Below are 21,702 nucleotides of genomic sequence, written 5' to 3' on the forward strand. Positions count from 1 at the left end.
CAATTAGTGCTCGTCTCTAATTAACTTAACCTAACATTAATATTTAGGTGTTGTTATGTTTGAGCGGGCATTGCAAAAGTTTGCTAAAGGACATTGTTTTTTAGCTATAGGTTTGTTTTTTAGTCAGTTTGCTTTAAGTGCAAATATTGAATTAGTAATAGAGGATCAACACGGCCAAAAGTTATCAGGTGCAGTGGTTGAGCTTAATGTTGCTGATAAGCAAGCCACACCATCAAATTTGCCCACTGCCATAATGGATCAAGTCCATAAGCAGTTTTTACCCGAATTATTAGTTGTACAACAGGGTCAAAAAGTTAACTTTCCTAACAGCGATAATATTCGCCATCATGTTTATTCTTTTTCACAAGCTAAGCCTTTTCAACTAAGATTATATTCAGGGCAACCAAAAGAGCCCATTACGTTTGAGCAACAAGGGGTTGTTGTTTTAGGGTGTAATATTCATGACTCTATGGTTGGCTATATCTATGTAGCGAGTAGTGAATCCGTATATAAAACAGATAAAAAAGGCTATGTTAGTTTGCCTATTAATATACTGCCTGCACAAGTGAGTGTGTGGCACCCTTTACAAACAGCGCCATTGGAGAATAAAAAAATTATAACAATCAATTCTCAAAAAAAGTTACAGATAACAGTAAACACATCGACCCCAGCACCTAGAAATACTTTTGGTAGTAAGTTTAAGGCTGGTAATGACTAATAGTTTACGAAATCGCATAACCATTTTATGTGTTGGCTTAGTGTTATTAACCACTATGGTCAGCTTGTTTAGTTTTTGGTGGTCTACGAGTAAGTTTCAAGAAGAAAAAGTAAATCAAGACATTACCGTAGCGCAAAATGTTTATAAGCAATATTTAAAATCAAAAGAAAGCCTACTACTAACCGCAGCAAAAGTACTCACCTCCGACTTTGGTTTTAAGCAAGCTGTAGCAACGCGAGATGCCGGGACAATAAGCAGTGTGTTGTTTAATCATAGTCAGCGTATTGATGCCGAATTAATGCTGCTACTTGATTTATCGGGTAGGCTAATTTCCGCCAATACTGACGAAGACGCTTTTGCACATAACTTAAAGCCGTTAATGGAAGAGCTTTTAAGTGCGCCAGAAGAGTCTAGTTTTGTGGTGCTAAATAACGAGCTTTACCAAATTATTTTATTACCCGTAAGAGCGCCACGTACAGTGGCCTATAGTTTGGTAGGCTTTAAAATTGACGACAATGTAGCGAATGAACTAAAAAGCTTAACGGGCATGGATGTAAGCTTTATAGGCAGTGCTGATGATATTGTTATTAGCTCATTAGCTAATCGCCCAGAGCCATTTGAACCCGTTAATTACTTTAATACAGTGACTACATCACGCTTTTTGGGGGAGTACTCAGTGTATCGTAATCGCGATATAAATTTACCATCCCTGCTAACTCACCCCATTATTATTTTACTAAGTGCCGATTTAACTCAAAGCTATAGCGACTTCGAAAAACTTCTTTTTACACTCATTATATTAGCTATTTTAACTATGTTTGTAGGTGTTATTACTAGCAGTTTATTTGCTAATAACTTAACGACACCGCTAACCCAGCTCGCTGTTATTGCAAGGCAATTTGCCCAAGGTAATTATACTTTTGAATTTAAAGGGCAAAAGCAAAGTACAGAAATAGCCACCTTAGTTGCCGCGTTTGATAGCATGGGTAATGATATTAATCAGCGTGAACAGCAAATTAGTTTTCAAGCCAGACACGATTCCCTAACAGGCTTTTATAATCGCTCGGCAATGCTTGAGGTGCTTGATGATGAGTTAGATACATCAGCCGAGTACACGCTCGTTGCAATAGATATAAAAGGTCTTCGTCATATAAACGATAAGCTGGGTCCGCGTATTGGTGATGACTGCCTAAAGGCGGTTGCTTGCAGAATAAGTGAGTTTTCGGATGAGTTAGGGGGCTTCCATGCTCGTATTGGCGGCGATGAGTTTTTAACTGTGTTTCCAACGGCTGCAGCGCGCGAACACAAAAGCGGTATTGTTGGCTTAATGGCACAATTACAAGCGTGCTATACCATTCAAACACTCAAAATTAACTTACGCTTTAGTGCGGGCATTGTGCAGTATCCTACGCAAGGTATTGCTAGTGATGACTTAATGCGCCGTGTACTGATTGCTGTTGAAAGTGCAGCCAATACACAAGAGAGCATACATTACTATCAAAACGGTGAAGACGAGGCGCACTTAGATCGCTTAATAATGCTTGATGAGCTAAAGCAGGCTATTTGTGATGACGACGGTCAACTATTTATGACCTACCAGCCTAAATTACATATAAAAACGCAAAAAATAGATAAAGTTGAGTCGCTTATTCGCTGGCAGCGAAAAGATGGTAGCTGGGTGAACCCAGAGCTGTTTATTGACTTAGCTGAGCAGTCTGGTCTTATTGTTGAACTTACTGGTTGGGTAGTTAATACGGTTGTAGCACAAGTAGCTGATTGGCAGTCTAAAAATATAAACTTACAGGCTGCAATAAATGTATCTGCACAAGATATAGCATTTGCGGGCTTTCATGCTGCATTAGTTCGTACGCTTAAAAAGCACAAAGTAGATCCTAAACTGATCACTATTGAGCTTACTGAGCGCGACATGATCGAAAACGAAGAAAAAGGCATTAAAGCGCTCGAAAACCTAAAGGCAATTGGCGTTAAAATATCATTAGATGATTATGGTGTAGGGCAAACATCACTTGGTCGATTAAAAATGTTACCTATTGATGAGCTTAAGCTAGATAAGTGCTTTATCCTAAAACTTGATGAATCGCAAAAAGATCAATTTATAGTGCAATCATCAATTACGTTGGGGCATCAGCTAGGTTTCTCGGTTGTAGCTGAGGGGGTTGAAACACTTGGCTCATTAAATTTACTTAAAAGTATGCAGTGCGACCATGCACAAGGTTATTATTTAAGTAGGCCTTTAAAAGCAGAACTATTAGAAGAGTGGCTGGAGGAATACTATGAAAAAAATTAAATGCTTATTAGCAAGTTTGTTTTTAATAAGTAGTTTACCTAGCATTGCAAGTAATGGAAAACTGCTAGCTACGCCGGGTGTCTCTCAAATAGAGGGTAGCGGTGGCGGCGGCATTGTGCCTTGGGCGCAGCTTGCCGGATATGCCAGCGAGGATGAATTTTCTGTAAATGGTTTTTGTAGCCGTGCAGATGTAACTGATTACACACTCGATGTATGCGGTGCACAACTTAATTTATTTAATAGAATAGAGCTTAGCTATGCTCAGCAACGATTTGATGTACCCGCGCTTGATACCGAAATAGAGCAATCTATCACGGGTGCTAAAATTCGTTTATACGGTGATATAGTTTACAGCGATTGGCCACAATTAAGCTTAGGTTTACAACATAAATCGCTTGATGATGGTTCAGTAGCAACACTTGTAGGTGCACAAGACACTAGCGGCACTGACTACTACCTCGCTGCTAGTAAATTACATTTAGGGGCTATTGCTGGTTATAACTGGTTTTGGAACGTAACTACACGATACAGCGAAGCTAATCAACTTGGTTTACTCGGCTACGGTGGAGAAAATGGTAGCAGTAAAGTGCTATTTGAAGGCAGTACAGCTATATTTTTCAGTCGTGAAGTAGCCGTAGGTGTTGAGTATCGTCAAAAATCAAATAACTTAAACTTAGGCGAACAAGATTGGAAAGACTTATTTGTAGCGTGGATGCCTAATAAGCACGTAAGTGTGACAGCGGCTTACCTTGATTTAGGAAGCATTGCAGGGGCTGACGATCAAACAGGTTGGTATTTATCGGTAACAGGGTATTGGTAATGAAAAGCGTTGGTATTTTTATAGTATGCGTAGGATTGCTTTGTAGTTGTGCTAGCTCAACACAATTATCGCTTTATCAAAAGCTCGATGGTAAAGCGGGGATAGGCAGAATTGTTGATAGCTTTATCTATCAAATAGGTAATGACGAGCAGATAATTCATTACTTTGAACACAGCAATATAGCGTACTTTCGCCAAGGGTTTATTACTCATATGTGTATGTTAGTAGAAGGCCCATGTACATACGATGGCGACTCTATGATAGCAATCCATACAGGTATGCATATTACAGAGAAAGACTTTAATCATGTGGTTGATTTACTTATAAATGCAATGAATGAGCAGAACATTAGCCATAGTTTGCAAAACGATATTCTCTCTAGAATGGCACCACTTCGTGGTGAAATTATAAAAATGTAGCCATAAAGGCTTTAAAGTAATTATTAAGTAAAGGGAACCTTGCTTTGATGTCATTGTCCACTTAGAATTATTTCATAAAAACAATAATTGGCAAATATAGCTTGTATGGCTTATCTATTCATCTCTCGCAAAAATGTACACGCAAAATACTATAAAAAAATAATCAAAAAATTGTCGATGGATTGCCAATTACATATCATGGGAGCCCCTAAGCTTTCTGCTGTTAAGTATTTAAAAGATGCGTTTCAAGTTAATTTTACTGATGTAGTTAACTCTCAGCTAAAACGCAAAAGAGCACGTAATACTATCTGGAATAGTCCTATTATTACTGCTGTTTACAGTGCTGGGTTAGTTTTATTCGAACGATTACGATACGCTAAGTATTTAGCCTTATTAACCGAGACTAATCCTGACTGCATTGTTATTTGGAATGGCAATAAACTTCCAAATACGACCGTTGCTATGGCTGCAAAAGCATTAGGTGTTAAGCAGTTTTATTATGAAAATGGTTTACTACCCGGTACAAGTAGTTTAGACCCTAGCGGTATTAACTATAATGCGTCGTTAAGCCGTGACCCTTCTTTTTACCTAAATTTTGACCCACAAAATAAGTTAAACTTTTGTGCGCCAGATTTAATTCCAAGAGCTGATCATAAAAAGCGCTGTGAATTTGAGTGCGCCGATGTGCCAGAACGCTATATATTTGCGCCTTTTCAAGTACCACACGATACTCAATTAGCTAGCTTTTCTCCGTGGATAAATTCTATGGACATGTTTTACGACGAGGTGATTAAAGCCGTCAAAAGCTTAAACGATCCAAGTTTAAAAGTGGTTTTTAAAGAGCATCCGTCATGGCATAAACATTACGCTCACCTTTATGAAAAAGATCCGATTGCAATCTTTGCTAATGGAAATCAAACGAGTGATTTGATTAAGTGCGCTGAAGCCGTATTAACGATTAATTCAACGGTCGGCTTAGAAGCATTACTGCTAAATAAACGTGTTTTAACTCTTGGCCAAGCCTGTTACAACATTGAGGGTTTGGTAAAGCATGCAAGCACTGCTGAGCAGCTAGCAGCAAATATGAACGAAGTAATGCAGGGCTGGCAACCAAATGCATTATTAAAGGATAAGTTTTTTAGCTTTATTGAACACGTATATTGTATTCCTGGCGTATGGAAACATACTGAAGATAAGCATATTAAAGCGATTGAAGCGCGTTTTACGGGTAATGACGAGTTTGCTAAGTATCATGGTAATAAGGAGCCGTAGTGAAAAACCTAATTAGCTGTCAGCAATTACACGAGCAACTTAATAATCCTGTATTAGTGATATTTGATGCAGGTATGCTGCGCCCAGGGGTTTTGGGTACTTATTCGCCGCAAGCAATGCTGCCTAACGCTAAACGTTTTGACATAAAAAACGAATTGGCCGATAGATCAAATCCCTTACCGAGTACGATATGCAGTGAGCAGCAGTTTGCCCACGTGATGCAAAATGTAGGTGTAAATAACGACTCGTTTATAGTTGTATACGAAGATGGCGGTTTATTTAGCGCTGCAAGAGCGTGGTGGATGTTTAAAGCTATGGGACATCACAATGTTAAAGTACTCAGCGGTGGCCTTAAAAAGTGGTTAGAGTGCGGTTACGCCATACAACAAGGTTATAGCGAAGTATTAGGTAAAGGTGATTTTACAGCAAACTATAATTCTGAGTATTTTATTAATAGCCAACAAGTGGTTGACGTAATCGATGAGCCTAACACTGTATTGCTAGATGCACGTGCTTATAAACGTTTTACAGGCGAAGAAAGTGAACCCCGAAAAGGTATGCGCAGCGGGCATATCCCAAATAGTCGCTCGTTACCTTTTATGGATTTACTTAATAAAGGTGAAGCCAAACCACTTACTGAAATTAAAGCGATGTTTAGTGATGTGGTCGATGATGCGCAGCAGTTACAATTTAGCTGTGGCTCAGGTATCACAGCCTGTGTTTTAGCGTTATTTGCTACTGAATGTGGTTACAGTAATTTAAGCGTTTATGATGGCTCCTGGAGTGAGTGGGGCGCGAGTGATTCATTGCCCATCGCCACGGGAGAAAAGTAGACGTGTTGGATATGTAAAGCTTGCTCACGTTAAAAGCACAGCGCCTCTAAACCTCTTTGTGAATAATTGCATTTAAAAATATTACTCACAAGGAGAAGTGAAAGAGAAGAAAATGAGAAGATAAAAACCAGTGCTTACTCGTATTTGAATAGTATTTTTATACAATCACTTACTCTAAAAGCGCAGCGCCTCTAAACCTCTTTGTGAATAACAGTACTTAAAAATATTATTCACAAGGAGAAGTGAAAGAGAAGAAAATGAGAAGGTAAAAACCAATGTTTGCTCGTATTTGTATTAAATAGTTTTTACTTTCTAAAACCATAAGGGCAGTTTTTACAACCATTTTTGCAGCACGAACCACGCTTTAAAAAAAACCACTTACTAAATATCATGTAACCACTTTGCATGGTGTAGTCGAGCCCTTCGATTAAATTGTCGTTACCTCTAAATTGCTTTGCAAAGTCTATTTGGGTTTTAATAGGTTGTGTATAAACACTCTCTAAAAAAGTATTTATTTTATTAAGCGTGCACTTGCGGCATAAACAACTTGTTGCTGTGGTATCTAGCGGTAAAATAGCCGGCAGCTCATTGCACCAACACGCTGATATATCGTCTACATTACACGTTAGAGTGCTGTGGCACTGAGTGCAGTTAAGTTGAGTCATTATAATTCTTTTTAGTAACAGTGAGCCAAGAATAACAAATATTATGAATACACAAAAAGCATTAGCTGAATTTATTACGTTTGGTGAGCATAGGGGTGAAGCTATATCGGTTATCGTTTCAAGCTCAGCTGATAGCAATAAAACTCATTATACTCTCTCAACCGAGGTTTTAATTGATGTACTTAAGCGCTGTTTAAGTAACGAAATAGACTTGGATGATTTAGAGCTTTGGGCAAACGTAATTGAATCGCGAGATGACATTGATTGTACTGAGCATGAAGGTTTTATTTATGCGCTCAGTAATAGCGAGCAAATGGGAGTGCTTAATTATCAAAAGCTTGAGCAAATAGTTGCGTTAGTAAAAGTTTAAAAAGCGAGGTGTAAAACCTCACCTACAACAATATGTGCAACCTTGTAGGTGCGAATTTACTTCGCGCTCATGTAACGTGGCTTTGGTGTTTAAAAAGCGAGATGTAAAACCTCACCTACAAAAAAACCGCACTTCAATTGAATGCGGTTTTTTAAATTGAAGACAATCGTTTTAAGCGATTATTTATGATATCCCAAGCACGTTTCTACTTCGTTTTTAGAACCTAAAATAACGGCTACTCGCTGGTGGATTGCATCAGGCTGAATATCCATAATGCGCTCGGTACCGGTTGAAGCGATACCGCCAGCTTGTTCTACTAGCATGGCCATTGGGTTTGCTTCGTAAAGTAGGCGTAATTTATTTGGCTTTTTAGGATCTTTAGTATCGGTAGGATAAGTAAATAAACCACCACGGCTAAGTACGCGATGCACATCGCCAACCATTGCTGCAATCCAGCGCATATTAAAGTTTTTAGCGCGCGGGCCCATATCGCCAGCTAGCAAATCATTGATGTAGTCTTGCATAGCTGGTTGCCAATGACGTTGGTTAGACGTATTAATTGCAAATTCGTTTGTGTCAGTAGGGATTTCGGCAAAGTCTTGTGTAAGTAAAAAGCTGCCTTGTGTTTTATCAAGGGTAAACATACGGGTGCCTTTACCTGTAGTCAGCGCAAGCATTGTTGACGGACCATAAAGTACATAACCTGCGGCAACTTGCTTATGACCTGGCTGCATAAATATGCTTTCATCAGCAGCGTCTGAGCCATCAGGCGCTTCCATAATCGAAAATATAGTACCAACCAGCGAGTTTATGTCGGTGTTTGATGAGCCATCAAGTGGGTCAAATGCCACTATAAATTTAGCGTCTGGGTTACCGGCTACTGTGTAGTCTTCTTCCTCAGAAGCGATTGCTTTAACCGTACCTGATTCCAGTAAAATATCTTTTAACAGCTGATTAGATAATACATCGAGCTTTTTTTGAGTTTCACCTTGAATGTTTTCATCAAGGGTTGAGCCTAATACGCCAGAAAGCGCGCCTTGGCCAACGCGAAACGAAATTTCTTTACATGCCGCTAAAATTGTTCGAATTAATGATAAAAGTTCTCTTGGGCAACCGTCTTCTAGTAATACTGGAGGGAGTCTACGCATTTTATTTTCCTGGTAACGTGTTAAAACCAATCATAATGTGAGAGAGATTAGCTTAGTGCGCTGAAATTCGTCTTAAATAACTGTATTGTTTAAATAGCACCCTATAATGGTGTCACCTAATCGTACTTAAAACACAAACAACAAAGATAAGATTATGAAAAAAATACCACTACTAAGTTACATATTCTTTACTGTGCTGTGCACTATCATAACTCAAGCGCACGCAGCAATTAAGTCAATTGATGAATTTACTACGCAAATGAATCATTTTCCGGGCTACTATTCGTTTTTTTACGATACCCAAAACGGCAAAGTTTATTTAAAAGTAGATAAGTTTGAACAGCAATTTTTACTGCAACAAAGTTTACCTTACGGTATTGGCTCTAACGACATAGGCCTTGATAGAGGTCAGCTGGGTAATACTCACCTTGTGCAGTTTGAGCGTTTTGGTGGAAAAGTAATGCTACGTGCTGTAAATACTTACTATCGTGCTAATACAAGTAATAAGGCTGAGCAGCAAAGCATTAAAGAAGCGTTTGCATCAAGTATACTTGCAGGTTTTAAAGTGGTCGCAGAAGATAAAACCACAGCACTTATTGATTACACTCCTTATTTATTAAGTGATGTACATGGCGTAAGCCGGACGCTTGCTGCACGTAAGCAAGGTAGCTTTAGCCTTGATGAGTCACGTAGCGCCGTTTATATGAATCGCTCAAAAGCATTTGTAAAAAACACCGAGCTTGAAGCCGTGCTTACATTTAAAGGCACAAAACCAGGTGAGTTTGTTCGCCAAGTAAGTGCCGACCCATACGCACTTACTGTGCATATGCATCATTCGCTTATTCAATTACCAGATGATAACTACACGCCGCGCAAGTTTAACCCGCAATCTGGCTTTTGGAGTATTGAGCATAAAGACTACGCAGCCCCGCTTGGCGAGTCTATGTTTGTGCGCTATATACCGCGCCATCGTTTAGTGAAAAAGGACTCAAGCTTACCAATTAGTGAGCCAGTTGAACCTATTGTTTATTATTTAGATCCCGGCGTGCCGGAGCCAGTTAAAAGCGCTTTACTTGAAGGTGGGAAGTGGTGGAACGACGCATTTACTGCTGCAGGGTACAAAAACGCATTTGTAGTAAAAGTGCTGCCAAGTAGTGCCGATCCTATGGATATTCGTTACAACGTAATTCAATGGGTACACCGTGCAACGCGTGGTTGGTCATACGGAAGCTCTGTAATTGACCCTCGCACAGGTGAAATACTTAAAGGACATGTAACACTCGGCTCATTGCGTGTTCGCCAAGATATTTTAATAGCTGAAGCACTCGCTGCACCTTATTTAAAAGGTAATGAAGTTGCTAAAAACTTACAAGCTATGGCGCTTGATCGTATTCGCCAATTAAGCGCGCATGAAATTGGCCACACGTTAGGTATTTCTCATAACTTTGCTGCATCGGTAGGGGATAGAGCCTCTGTAATGGATTACCCACATCCGCTACTTAGTTTTAATGAACAAGGTAAGCTTGATGTAACGCGCGGCTATGCAACAGGCATGGGCGTGTGGGATACCCAAGTAATTAAATATGGCTATAGCGATTTTACTAACCAAGATGAAAGCGCAGAACTCGCCGCTATTTTAAAGGAGAACAAAGCCAAAGGCCTTGAGTTTATATCAGATAGTGATGCTCGTGCTAAAGGTGGCGCGCACCCAACTGCTCATTTATGGGATAACGGCACTAATCCCTCTCAGGAGCTTTTACGCGTACTCGACGTACGTAAAAAAGCGCTTTCGCAGTTTGGTATTAATAATATTAAAACGGGCGATTCACTATCGCAATTAGAAGAAAAACTAGTTCCACTTTATCTGTTCCACCGTTTTCAGGTAGAAGCTGCGGTTAAGCTTATAGCCGGTGTTGATTACGAATACGAAACACGTGGTGACTCACCCGTAAAAGGCGCACAAGTCGTTAATAAAAAAATGCAGCAAGAAGCGGTAAGTGCTATTTTTGCAACGCTTAAGCCAAATAACTTATTACTTCCTGAATCTGTATTATCGCTAATTCCGCCAAAAGCCTATGGCGAGTCTAAATCGCGCGAGAGCATAGTTGGGCGCACAGGGTTAACGCTCGATGCAATGGCATTACCCGAAGTTGCAGTGCAGCATAGTTTATCGCTTTTATTAAATGCACAGCGTTTAAATCGCCTAGCGCAGCAGCAAGCACGCAGTAATGACTTTTATAGTCTAGATGAACTACTTGAGGCGCTATATAACCAAGTGTTTAACGTGTCGTCGCCTAATACAATGACAGGTAAAATTACTCAGCGCGTGCAATTTTTAGCAGCAAAAACTATGGCTGATTTAGTAGCAAGCGATAGTGTAAGCCCTGAAGTGCAGGCGCAGTTGCGTTACTACTTAGTTAAGTTGAGTGAAGACTTTAACCAAAACTCAATGTTGAGCCATACAAGTATTGGCGAGAGTGCATTTAAGCAATATTTAGCAGAGCAAGTAAATCAGTTTTTAATTAAAGGGCAATGGCCAAATAACTTTAAAGTACTTCCAATTCCTCCGGGCTCACCAATTTAGAATAAAAATTGAAGCGCTTAGTTTTAGCACTCAATATTAGTAAGTTAAAAAGCAAAACCCCGAGTATATTTATACTCGGGGTTATTTGATTCTAAAAGTGGATGAGTACTTTAAGACTTTATTTGCACTAAATCATAATCGGCCATACCAGGTACTATTGCTTGTAAGCGAGATTCGGTTACATCGAGTGCATTTAAACATTCGCAATATTCAGAAGCTTTAAGCTCTAATTGATGCGCCTTTTTTTGTAGCGACTTATCAATTTCTCTTGAGATAATATCCATACGTTGTCCCATGTCGTTAATACGATCTTCTATATTGCCTTCACGCGATTTAAACGCATCTCCGAGTGATACCAAAATAGCACCTAACGATCCATGCACTGCAGAGTGAATTTGCTGGCTGATCTCTTTAGTAAAAAAATCATCTATTTGCGAAAGTGATTGAGGGGCTATAAAAAAGAAGTCATCGCCGCGCTTAAACTTATCCATTAGCGCACGCTCTACATACTGCAGTTGTGTTTTAAGTACTTCAGGTTCTTTGTCAGACATACCTTCAACTACGTGTTCAATAGCGCTTAAACCTAAGTTAACACCATCTGTAGCAAGATTTACTAATTCGGGGACTGTGTGGCGAATACCATTACTAAACTGTTCGAGTACTTTGCTTTCGTCATCGCTTAAATCAACCCAATAACCGCGAATAAACAGTTGGTTATTGTTATTAATTTGTACACGAGTCTGGCCTTTATCTAATATGCGAATCGCATCGTCAGTAATAATTAAACCATGACGTAATTCAACATCGCATTGGGCTTGAGCAAAGACATTACTGCTTGAGAGCGCTATGGACAACGCCAATATCGAACGAGATAGAAACGCCATAAACACCTCAAAAAGACTAAAATGGAAGGCGAGTAGGTTAACAAAAAAACAACTTTATGCAAGGGAAAATAAACCTATCAGCTCTCTCTCACAATAGCTGTATAGAGCGAAGCTTAAGTTTTTGGATACGGTTATGCTTAGCAAAATCGACAGTCCAACAAAGGACTTAGTATGAGGCTAAAGAGGTGGAATTAGCTCAGATGTAAATAAGAACACGTGGTTTTTAAAATGAAGTTTAAAAAAGATACAGCTATTTAGTTAATTAAGCTTTTAATAGCCAACTCCACATTTACTTTGGAGTTGGCTTAAAAGGCTAAAAACTAAATATTTAGTGTGAAACCACTATTAGTCGAATTGCATCAAGTTGTAACTGCGTTTTTTCAATATACGTAGTTAGGTCGTTGCGTTGCTTATCGTAGAAGGTAATTTCTTCTTGGCGAATATTCGGGTTAATTTGCTTAAGGGCAACCAGTCGCTCTTGCTCTTCACTGAGTGACGTTTGCATTTTAACAAGCGACGCTGCACGAATAACCTCAAGTTTTTCTTGTGCCATATCTTTAGCGGTAGTGATCATCGGGTGGACAGCGCTTTGTAGTGCACCTGCAAGTTTACTTGCTGTTTGACGGCCAACTGCAGATAACTGCTGGTTAAAACCTTCAAAAGCCACATTCTCACCTAAGTTATTACCTGCTTTATCAAGCAATATACGAATTGGTGTAGGCGGTAAAAAGCGACCAACCTGTAATACTTTTGGTGCCATTGCTTCTGCAACAAAAATAAGCTCAACAAAAAAGGTGCCCGGTGGTAACTTTTTGTTTTTAAGCAATGCTACCGATGCGCTACCAAAGTCGTCGTCACAAATCATATCCATGGTGCCTTGCACCATTGGGTGATCCCAACTAACAAAGTGCACGTCTTCTTGCGAAAGAGCCGTGTCACGATCAAAGGTCACTGTCATGCCATCTTCTTTAAGCGATGGGAATGATGGGTTTAACATATGTTCAGTTGGTTTTAAGATAATGGTATTTTCACCTTTATCTTCTTGGCTTACGCCAAATGTATCGAACACGTTGATCATGTAGCTTGGTAGTTCAAACTGATTGTCGAGTTTTTCGATTTCAGCTACAAGCGAATCTGCAGCACCTTGACCCGATGAATGTAGCTCTAGTAAACGATCTCGTCCGCTTTCCATTTTTTTACGCAGTACGGCATTTTGCTGTGCTACTTGCTCAAGTAATGGATCTAGGTCGTCTTCATCGCAGTTATGCGCAGCAATATACTCAAGTAAGTCATCGCGAAACTCTTTGTAAAGCATTTGCCCCGTTGACGAGGTAGATTCGAATGCGTCTAGACCTTCGTTGTACCAACGTAGCAATACTTCTTGAGCGGTGTTTTCAAAATATGGCACATGAATGTTCACATCTTGTGTTTGACCTATACGGTCTAATCGACCAATACGCTGCTCTAGTAAATCAGGGTTTAATGGTAAATCAAACAACACTAAGTGATGTGAAAACTGGAAGTTACGACCTTCTGAGCCAATTTCTGAACACAGTAATATTTGTGCATTATCGTACTCATCTGCAAAAAATGCAGCAGCGCGGTCACGCTCAATAATAGACATGCCTTCGTGGAATACCGATGCTTTAATTGCTTCGCGTTCACGCAGTATTTGCTCAAGGCTGATAGCTGTTTCAGCTTTAGCACATATAAGTAGTACTTTTTCGCGCTTAAGCGTTTTAAGAGTGTCGATTAACCAATCTACACGTGGATCGAATAGACCCCAGCTTGCGCTTTCGCCTTCAAACTCTTGAAATATTTTTTCAGGAAAAAGAGCACGGTGTGCACTTAGTTCAGGGTTTTGAATGCCGCCCATATTACCGAGAACCGACATAGCCGTTTTATACTGCTTTGGCAGTGCCATTGGATAGGCGTGTAATTTACGACTTGGGTAGCCATCAATACCGCTGCGGCTGTTTCTGAATAATATGCGACCCGTGCCGTGGCGATCGAGCAGCATGTTAAGTATTTCTTTACGTGCTGGTAAATCACCTTGCTGTGCTTTTTCAAGAATATCAGTAATGTCGGTTTCTTTTAATAGCTCAATCAGTGTAGCTTTGGCTGTGTCGTCTAGCCCTTGCTCTTGCAGTAATTGATTTGCAGCTTCAGCAACGTCTTTATAATTTGCTTCTTCTTCTTTAAACACGTCGTAGTCGTAAAAGCGGTCTGGATCGAGTAACTGTAAACGTGCAAAGTGACTGCTGTGACCAAGTTGATCAGGCGTTGCTGTAAGTAAAATAAGGCCCGGAATATCTTGGCTAAGCTCTGCCATACGTTGGTACTCTGAGCTTGGCTTGCCGTTATTTATACTTAGGTGATGAGCTTCATCGATTACTAGTAAATCCCAATCAGCAAGCGTTGCTTGTTCAAACCAGCGTTTTTTCTTGGTTAAAAACTCAAGACTGGTAAGTACTAGTTGCTCTGTATCAAACACGTTTGGTGAATCTGCAAACGCTTCGTCGCAGCGCTCTTCATCAAAAATAGAAAAATGTAAATTAAAGCGGCGTAGCATTTCTACTAACCATTGGTGTTGTAGATTTTCTGGTACAACAATAAGTACGCGGCTCGCACGGCCACTAATAATTTGTTGATGTAAAATCATGCCCGCTTCAATTGTTTTACCAAGGCCTACTTCGTCTGATAAAAGTACGCGTGGTGCAAAACGTTTACCCACTTCTTGGGCAATATAAAGCTGGTGCGGAATAAGATTAGCACGCTGACCAATTAAGCCTTTAATAGGCGATTGTTCACGTTCAAATTTATGTAACCACGTTTGGTAGCGAAGTGTATAGCGATCAAAACGATCGACTTGACCTGCAAATAAACGATCTTGTGGTTTATTAAACTTAATAAAATGATCTAAAAAGGTTTCTTTAAGCTTGGCTGTTTCGCCGTTATCAACACGGGTGCCGTGATAACACAGTAACTCGCCTTGTACTTCAATAGACTCTACTTCTAATTCCCATTCTTCAACGCTTTTGATTACATCGCCAGGATTAAATGCCACACGGGTAACAGGTGCTTCTGCACTAGAATAAACACGGCTCTCACCACTGGCAGGAAATAATATGCTGACCTGACGGCCTTCAATGGCAACAACGGTGCCTAATCCTAAATCTGACTCTGTATCACTGATCCAACGCTGACCTAAGGAAAAATTCATGTATGTCTCGTCTATGATGAAAAAGGCGGCTATGTTACCTGTAAGCTAACACCACTGCAAGGCGCTATTTGGCTCACTTTTAATTAATTTTGTAAGTGTTAATTATTACTATTAAAACAGCTTGTTTATGACTCTTTTTTAGGTAAATCAAAACTAATTACAGTTTGTAATAAAACGGACTTTTATGACAAATAGACTAAACTTACATTATGCCTTGGCAATTAAGTATTGCAGGTTTAAGTTTTGCCCGTTTTACTTAGTTATTTTGGTATAGCATAAAAATCATAAAACGTAAGGAAAGTGCTATGGAAAAAGCTTCAAACCTTGAAAGTAAAATGTATGTGCTAGATACCAACGTACTACTTCACGAACCCCTCGCTTATTTGTCTTTTCAAGAGCATGACGTTGTAATTCCGATGACGGTGCTTGAAGAGCTTGACCACATAAAAGACAGAAAACACGACGTAAGTCGTGATGCGCGCGTCGCTATTCGTGGATTAGATGAAGTACTTAAAAATGCAACGCCCGAACAAATGTTACAAGGCGTGGCGCTACCGAGTAACAAAAAGGCAAAAGCGAGCTCTGCAGGTACCCTCATAATTGTAAACGACCATTTATTTGCCGACTCCATTTCTGGTTTGCCTGGTAACGAAAACGACCATCGTATTATTAATTGCGCCGTGTACTTACAAAAGCAGCACAGTGATTCAAAAGTTATATTAGTAACAAAAGATATCAACATGCGCTTAAAAGCCAAAGGCGCAGGGCTTAAATATGTTGAGGACTATCGCACCGATCAACTTATTGATGACATAAGCCTGCTCACTAGTGGTTATAAAAAAATCGAAGGTGATTTTTGGGATCATGTTGGGGAGTGTAATACCGAGCAACACGGGCGTGATACGTTTCATCATGTGCCTAAAAACTTAATACCAGATGTATTTTGTAATGAATATTTACTTGATGGTGGTGATCAGTTTGCGGCACGTGTTAAATCGTACGATGACGAGCACATAACGCTCAAAGATATTGGTGTTGAGCGTTTAATGCACCAACAAGCATGGGGCGTTAAGCCAAAAAATATTTATCAGGGAATGGCGCTTGATGCGCTGCTCGATACAAGTATTGAACTTGTTATTTTAACAGGGCCAGCAGGGTGCGGTAAAACCTTGTTAGCACTTGCCAGCGCCCTTGAAATGGTCATCGAAAAAGGTATTTACGATAAAGTAATAGTCACTCGTAATACGCCAGAAATAGCAGAGTCCATTGGCTTTTTACCAGGCACTGAGGAGGAAAAAATGGCACCATGGCTTGCAGCCATTACCGATACGCTAGAGGTATTGCACAAAGGCGACGAAAATCCGATATCGAGTCGAAATTACATTATGGAAAAGGCTAATGTACAGTTTAAATCGGTTAATTTTATGCGCGGGCGTAGCATTCAAAATGCGGTAGTGATTTTAGATGAGAGCCAAAATTTAACGGCATCTCAACTCAAAACTATTATTACCCGCTGCGGCGAAGGTACTAAATTAATTTGTACGGGTAACTTGGCGCAAATAGATAGTAACTATTTAACGCCAGTAACATCGGGCTTAACGTACATAGTAGAGCGCTTTAAAAACTTTGAAGGCAGCGCAACTATAAACCTTAACGGTGTTGTACGTAGCCGCTTAGCGTCATTTGCAGAAGAAAATTTATAACTTGCGCTTAACAAATTGGCTCGATAGTCTATCGATTGATTTTCGAGCCAAATGGCAGGCAGTACATTGAATTTTTTACCTCTGAAACATTATTATCGTTCGTTGTTTATTGCGCTTTTAGTGCCATTGATTGTCGCTTTTTTACTGTGCTTGCACTTATATAATATAAAGCTTGAGCGGGCGGTTGAAAAACGCGAAGCCGATTTTACGAATGTTTCAGCGCAGGTTACTCACGGGATGGAATCAGTGAGTAATCTACTTACCACAATGTTTAGCTTATACGAGCAAACGACCGTTCAACAAATAAACCAAAGCCTACTTGAAGGTATAAATCAATATGATGGTTACTATTACCGTCACTTTAGTGAGCAAGGTACTGAAATTGTAGGTAAGGGCGAGTTTGCGTTATCTACAAAGGCACTTATACAGTGGCAACAGGCGATTGCATTAGGGCCTTCGTTTAATACAACGCTTGCATTAATGCAGTCGTTATCGGCTGTAGCATATGTTGATGATAATGGTTTTTCTTATGTCAGCAGGCGCAACAAAAGCCAAAGTTCAATGCTTACTGAAATTCTAAATGAGAAGTTTAAGCCAAAATTTTTACCAAATAAACTTACCTCAAGTCCTATTGTTAAAGTTAATGACAAATCGTATTTTGCTATTGGCCGACAACGAAGCACTGGCTCAGCCGATTACATTATTTTAATTTATGATGTTCAGGCAATTTCTGGATGGCTAAAAAAGGTTTCACCGAGTAGTGGTGAATACGTTTTTATGAATCAATCACATCAAATTATCGCCAGCTCTAAACAATTGATAGAGCAAGCGACAGCGTTAAAAAGCTATTGGCCTAACTTGGCCCAGCACCATAGTAAAAAAACAGTATTAACTAGTGATAGTAATTACTTTATGCAACCTTTGGATGAGTTGCCTATTCACGCGGCATTTTACGAGCACAAACCCCAATTAATAAGCTTAATTAAATATGAAATATTATTAGAGTTTGCATTTTTAACACTATTTTTAAGCATTATGTTTGGCGTGTTTTTTTGGTTAAGTCAGCGTATTTTTATAAAGCCAATGACTCACTTAATGTCGTATTTGGAGAGTAACGGTACGCAATTCGAAGAGCAGCTAAATTACAAAATACCGCTGAGCTGGCAACCTTGGTTTTCTAAGGTGAAGAGGGTATTTATTAAAAATAAAGAGTTGGTTGATTCATTACAAGATGCGAATAAAGCGCTAGATGACCAAGTTCAGCTGCAATCAGAAAAACTAAGTCGCAGTTACGAAGCTAAAGAGCGCCACTTGGCTTTGCTCAACACTATGCTAAACAGTGTGCCAGATCTAATTTATTTTAAAAATATTGATGGCTCCTTTTTAGGGTGTAATAAAGCATTTGAAGCTTATATTGGTAAAGATCAAACTGCATTAGTAGGTAAATATGTAGATGATTTAGGTGATAACGATCAGCAAATAAATGCGCTTGAAAAACAAGTTTTACAAAATAGAAATAGTGTTGAGCAACGCATCGAAACCGATACAAAATCATATCAACTTACTATTGCACCTTTTTATAATGAACATCAACACTTATTAGGAACAATGGGTATTGGCCGTGACATTACCGAGCAGCAACAAGCATTATTGGCTTTAAAAGCATCTGAATCAAAATTTAGAAGCGCGATTGAATTTGCCGCTAACTGCGTGGTTTTACTTTCGCTTGAACATACTATATTACAAGTAAATAAAGCAGCTAGGAAGCAATTCTCTGAACAGCAAGTACTGGTTGGCGAGCAGTTGAAAGCATTGTTTGATGATTCTCAATGGCAGCAAATAAAAACAACCTTAGCGCAATTGTTAGATGACAAAAAACGTGTATATCACTTAACACTGTCGCAGGGGCGACTAACAAGTTGGTTGCAACTGAGTGTGTCTCTCGTATGGGATGAAAACCGTGACCCAGCTTATTATGTTATTCACATTCAGGATGTGAGCGCATTAACTAAATCAAAACTTGATGCCGAACGGGCAACCCTTGCTAAAAGTCGCTTTATAGCCAACTTAAGTCATGAAATACGCACTCCTCTTAACGCTGTTTTAGGGCTGCTCGATATGCTTATTGAGCAAGGCTTAACACAAAAACAATTACAACAAACTGACCAAGCTAAGCATGCAGCACAAAGCTTGTTGCTAATGCTCAATAGAATGCTTGATTTTGCACGTATAGAAAGTTCGCAAACTGATTTAAAACAAGCATCTTTTAGCATGGTTGAGCTGGTGGATATTTGCGAAAGTTTAACGGCTCCATTGTGCGAAGGAAAAGGTATTGAATTTGTTATTGATATTGACCCGTTAATAGCGCCTGATTTGATATGCGACAGCATTCGCTTGCAGCAAATATTAGGTAACTTATTAACAAATGCTGTTAAGTTTACAAAAACAGGTTCTATTACTTTAAAAATGGAACTGATTGAAAGCAATAGCCTAGAGCAACAGCATATTTGCTTTAAAGTAATCGATACCGGTATGGGTATCGATGAAGCCGATCAAAGGCGTTTATTTGACGCCTTTACGCAAGGTGATGAGTCTTCAACACGCATACATCATGGTGTTGGGTTAGGTTTAGCTATTGTTAAACATGCGGTGTCATTAATGGGGGGAGAGATTGCTTTAAAGAGTAAAAAAGGCCATGGCTGTGAGTTTTACTTCAGCGTTAGCTTTTTGGTTGATACCACTAAAAATACGATGTTACCGACTAATACATTGGCTATTTTATCGGATCAAAGTAAAGAGCTTAAGCAAGTAACAAATGCTTATACAGAGCTTGCTAATATTAATTTAGATGAAGTACTCAAATACCCAATTAAGCTCTCCAATATTCAAAAAATAATAATAGATGCAGCCGACTTACCTGCACTTTTAAATATTGAAGCAATTAATGATTCGTTATCAGCTAAAGAAACATCGGTAATTATTATTAATCATCAGCACACGCTTAATTTACCAACAAGTGAGCATTTAGCTGCGCACCACGTTAAAGCATCGGCATTGGGACAAAGGCTATTTAGCTTGAACTCTCAGCAAAAGCCTAAAGCGAGTACCAATGCGGTAATACACAACGTTGCTGAAATTAAAGCTGATATATCGGGTCTACTTGTGTTAGCCATTGATGATAATCAACTTAATTTAGAAATAATTAGCAGTGTACTTCGCCAAGCAAACGTAAATGTAGTGACTGCTTTAAGCGCATCTATTGGCATGGAATTATTGCAAATTTTAAGACCCGACTTAATATTGATGGATGTGCAAATGCCACAAATAGATGGCTGCCAAGCAACAGCCTTAATTCGTCAACAGTTTGACGCAAAGCAGCTGCCTATTTTTGCCTTAACGGCTCATTGTGAGCCTGCTGATATTGAACGTTCTTTAAAGTGCGGTATGAATAAGCATTTAACTAAACCGGTTGTTGCTAAAGTGCTTATTGATGCAATTGCCGATTTAAACTTAGTGAAACCAAGCTTTTTCGAAAAATCATTCGCTTTAACGCAGTTTAGTATGGATGAAAAGCTCCTCAATACAATGATTGATAAGTTTGCTAATTTATGTGAAACCCAGCTATCGCAAATAGAAGAAACAACCAATAAGGATGATTTGGTACGCTTAGTGCATAGTATAAAAGGTGTAGCAGGGAATTTAGGTTTTAGACGATTGTCTCACTGCGCTTTATTGTGTGAAAGAACACTTAAAACAACTAACAAGCCTGTTGAAATAACACTGAAAGAGCTTATTATGCAGTTAGAACAGGTAATTGTTTTTATAAAAGGGGTAGGGGCTAGGGATGTCGAAAAGAGCTAAAGTACTTATTGTAGATGATGATCCAATCAACCGATTAGTACTTGAAAAAACACTTAAAGTAGAACACGACGTATTCTTAGTTGAAAGTGGTGAAAAAGCACTGACCTTTGTAAAAACTGCGCAAGTTGATTTAATTATTCTTGATGTGATTATGCCAGGAATTGACGGTTATGAAGTGCTTGTACAACTTAAAGAAAATCCGATAACTCAATCGATCCCTGTTATATTTATATCAGCTAATCGTAGCCACGACGACGAAGCTAAGGGCCTAGAGCTCGGTGCTATGGACTATATAACTAAGCCATTTAGCCCTTCTATTGTGCGCGTTAGAGTACGTAACCAATTACTTATAAAGCAAAAAAATGATCTGCTAGAGATGCTAGCCTCGATTGACGGCTTAACTGAAATCCCAAATAGACGCTACCTAGACGAAAACTTAGCTCGAGAATGGCGCCGCAGTAAACGAAGCGGAACACCACTATCTGTGTTGCTTATGGATATAGACCACTTTAAACGTTACAACGATTGCTACGGACATCGTGCTGGTGATGAATGCTTAAAGGATGTTGCGCAAGCACTCGCAGCTCAGTGTGAACGTGGTAGTGACTTCATAGCTCGTTATGGTGGTGAAGAATTTGCAGCCGTCTTACCGGGAATTGATAAGCATGAAGCCTTGGAGTTTGCTAATAAATTACGCAATGCTGTAAATGCTTTAAATATAGAACACAAAGCCTCATTAAATGCAGACCACATCACTATTAGTATAGGTATCGCCACCACGCAAAGTGGTAAAGTGTATGCTGAGCAAGCATTATTAGAAGAGGCGGATTTAGGGTTATATGCTGCTAAAGATGCGGGGCGAGATAGAATAGTCGCACGGTAAAAATTTAATAT

General features: G+C 39.4%; 15 protein-coding genes. 11 read left to right on the top strand and 4 right to left on the bottom strand.

The annotated features are described in order from the left end of the window. The first annotated feature begins 55 nt into the window (after positions 1-55). From WNY79_RS05175 to WNY79_RS05200, 6 genes are all read left to right on the top strand, one after another. Positions 56-718, top strand: coding sequence for a methylamine utilization protein (locus WNY79_RS05175; protein WP_024598918.1), 663 nt, complete (start codon positions 56-58; stop codon positions 716-718). Further along, complete coding sequence (locus WNY79_RS05180; protein WP_342875321.1) at positions 711-3,026, top strand: EAL domain-containing protein; 2,316 nt, start codon at positions 711-713, stop codon at positions 3,024-3,026. The genes WNY79_RS05175 and WNY79_RS05180 overlap by 8 nt, the downstream gene beginning before the upstream one ends. Beyond that, positions 3,013-3,846 carry a DUF3034 family protein gene (locus WNY79_RS05185; RefSeq protein ID WP_294121322.1) on the top strand — a complete coding sequence of 278 codons (834 nt, stop codon included), beginning with the start codon at positions 3,013-3,015 and terminating at the stop codon, positions 3,844-3,846. Before WNY79_RS05180 ends, WNY79_RS05185 begins: the two co-directional genes overlap by 14 nt. Beyond that, positions 3,846-4,265, top strand: coding sequence for a group 1 truncated hemoglobin (locus tag WNY79_RS05190; protein ID WP_170072418.1), 420 nt, complete (start codon positions 3,846-3,848; stop codon positions 4,263-4,265). Before WNY79_RS05185 ends, WNY79_RS05190 begins: the two co-directional genes overlap by 1 nt. 177 nt (positions 4,266-4,442) lie before the next feature. Then, positions 4,443-5,537, top strand: coding sequence for a capsular biosynthesis protein (locus tag WNY79_RS05195; RefSeq protein ID WP_342875322.1), 1,095 nt, complete (start codon positions 4,443-4,445; stop codon positions 5,535-5,537). After that, positions 5,537-6,370, top strand: coding sequence for a sulfurtransferase (locus WNY79_RS05200; RefSeq protein ID WP_342875323.1), 834 nt, complete (start codon positions 5,537-5,539; stop codon positions 6,368-6,370). Before WNY79_RS05195 ends, WNY79_RS05200 begins: the two co-directional genes overlap by 1 nt. A 305-nt stretch (positions 6,371-6,675) precedes the next feature. Here the strand turns inward: WNY79_RS05200 and WNY79_RS05205 are convergent, their stop codons facing one another. Beyond that, complete coding sequence (locus WNY79_RS05205; protein ID WP_342875324.1) at positions 6,676-7,035, bottom strand: DUF5522 domain-containing protein; 360 nt, start codon at positions 7,033-7,035, stop codon at positions 6,676-6,678. A 43-nt stretch (positions 7,036-7,078) separates the two neighbouring features. Between WNY79_RS05205 and WNY79_RS05210 the strand changes: the two genes are divergently transcribed. Next, entirely contained in the window at positions 7,079-7,405 is a 327-nt protein-coding gene (locus tag WNY79_RS05210) for a hypothetical protein (protein ID WP_342875325.1), read from the top strand. Between the two features lie 179 nt (positions 7,406-7,584). On the opposite strand, the gene WNY79_RS05215 is transcribed toward WNY79_RS05210, so the two are convergent. Next, complete coding sequence (locus WNY79_RS05215; RefSeq protein WP_342875326.1) at positions 7,585-8,553, bottom strand: class 1 fructose-bisphosphatase; 969 nt, start codon at positions 8,551-8,553, stop codon at positions 7,585-7,587. Positions 8,554-8,707: 154 nt separating this feature from the next. Here WNY79_RS05215 and WNY79_RS05220 point away from each other — a divergent pair, with 154 nt between their 5' ends. Continuing rightward, on the top strand, positions 8,708-11,137 hold the full coding sequence (locus tag WNY79_RS05220) for a zinc-dependent metalloprotease (protein WP_342875327.1): 2,430 nt from the start codon (positions 8,708-8,710) through the stop codon (positions 11,135-11,137). A gap of 110 nt (positions 11,138-11,247) precedes the next feature. Here WNY79_RS05220 and WNY79_RS05225 read toward each other — a convergent pair whose 3' ends face one another. Next, positions 11,248-12,021 (bottom strand): YggN family protein, encoded by a 774-nt coding sequence (locus WNY79_RS05225; RefSeq protein WP_004335480.1) that lies wholly within the window; start codon positions 12,019-12,021, stop codon positions 11,248-11,250. Between the two features lie 328 nt (positions 12,022-12,349). Next, positions 12,350-15,244 carry an RNA polymerase-associated protein RapA gene (gene rapA, locus WNY79_RS05230; protein WP_342875328.1) on the bottom strand — a complete coding sequence of 965 codons (2,895 nt, stop codon included), beginning with the start codon at positions 15,242-15,244 and terminating at the stop codon, positions 12,350-12,352. Positions 15,245-15,549: 305 nt separating this feature from the next. On the opposite strand from rapA, the gene WNY79_RS05235 reads away from it, so the two are divergent. From WNY79_RS05235 to WNY79_RS05245, 3 genes are read left to right on the top strand one after another with little or no spacing between them, the layout of a single operon-like run. After that, positions 15,550-16,947 (top strand): PhoH family protein, encoded by a 1,398-nt coding sequence (locus tag WNY79_RS05235; RefSeq protein ID WP_004335475.1) that lies wholly within the window; start codon positions 15,550-15,552, stop codon positions 16,945-16,947. A gap of 51 nt (positions 16,948-16,998) precedes the next feature. Then, on the top strand, positions 16,999-20,808 hold the full coding sequence (locus WNY79_RS05240; protein ID WP_342875329.1) for an ATP-binding protein: 3,810 nt from the start codon (positions 16,999-17,001) through the stop codon (positions 20,806-20,808). Further along, entirely contained in the window at positions 20,792-21,691 is a 900-nt protein-coding gene (locus WNY79_RS05245; RefSeq protein WP_004335468.1) for a diguanylate cyclase, read from the top strand. Before WNY79_RS05240 ends, WNY79_RS05245 begins: the two co-directional genes overlap by 17 nt. The last annotated feature ends 11 nt before the right edge of the window (positions 21,692-21,702 follow it).

It is taken from the genome of Pseudoalteromonas sp. AS84 (assembly GCF_038900255.1).
Lineage (GTDB): Bacteria > Pseudomonadota > Gammaproteobacteria > Enterobacterales > Alteromonadaceae > Pseudoalteromonas.

Coding starts and splice junctions, on each gene's coding strand:
- WNY79_RS05190 (WP_170072418.1), top strand. CDS start 3,846: ATGAAAAGCGTTGGTATTTTTATAGTATGCGTAGGATTGCTTTGTAGT.
- WNY79_RS05210 (WP_342875325.1), top strand. CDS start 7,079: ATGAATACACAAAAAGCATTAGCTGAATTTATTACGTTTGGTGAGCAT.
- WNY79_RS05235 (WP_004335475.1), top strand. CDS start 15,550: ATGGAAAAAGCTTCAAACCTTGAAAGTAAAATGTATGTGCTAGATACC.
- WNY79_RS05180 (WP_342875321.1), top strand. CDS start 711: ATGACTAATAGTTTACGAAATCGCATAACCATTTTATGTGTTGGCTTA.
- WNY79_RS05215 (WP_342875326.1), bottom strand. CDS start 8,553: ATGCGTAGACTCCCTCCAGTATTACTAGAAGACGGTTGCCCAAGAGAA.
- WNY79_RS05185 (WP_294121322.1), top strand. CDS start 3,013: ATGAAAAAAATTAAATGCTTATTAGCAAGTTTGTTTTTAATAAGTAGT.
- rapA (WP_342875328.1), bottom strand. CDS start 15,244: ATGAATTTTTCCTTAGGTCAGCGTTGGATCAGTGATACAGAGTCAGAT.
- WNY79_RS05205 (WP_342875324.1), bottom strand. CDS start 7,035: ATGACTCAACTTAACTGCACTCAGTGCCACAGCACTCTAACGTGTAAT.
- WNY79_RS05220 (WP_342875327.1), top strand. CDS start 8,708: ATGAAAAAAATACCACTACTAAGTTACATATTCTTTACTGTGCTGTGC.
- WNY79_RS05240 (WP_342875329.1), top strand. CDS start 16,999: ATGGCAGGCAGTACATTGAATTTTTTACCTCTGAAACATTATTATCGT.
- WNY79_RS05245 (WP_004335468.1), top strand. CDS start 20,792: ATGTCGAAAAGAGCTAAAGTACTTATTGTAGATGATGATCCAATCAAC.
- WNY79_RS05225 (WP_004335480.1), bottom strand. CDS start 12,021: ATGGCGTTTCTATCTCGTTCGATATTGGCGTTGTCCATAGCGCTCTCA.
- WNY79_RS05195 (WP_342875322.1), top strand. CDS start 4,443: ATGGATTGCCAATTACATATCATGGGAGCCCCTAAGCTTTCTGCTGTT.
- WNY79_RS05175 (WP_024598918.1), top strand. CDS start 56: ATGTTTGAGCGGGCATTGCAAAAGTTTGCTAAAGGACATTGTTTTTTA.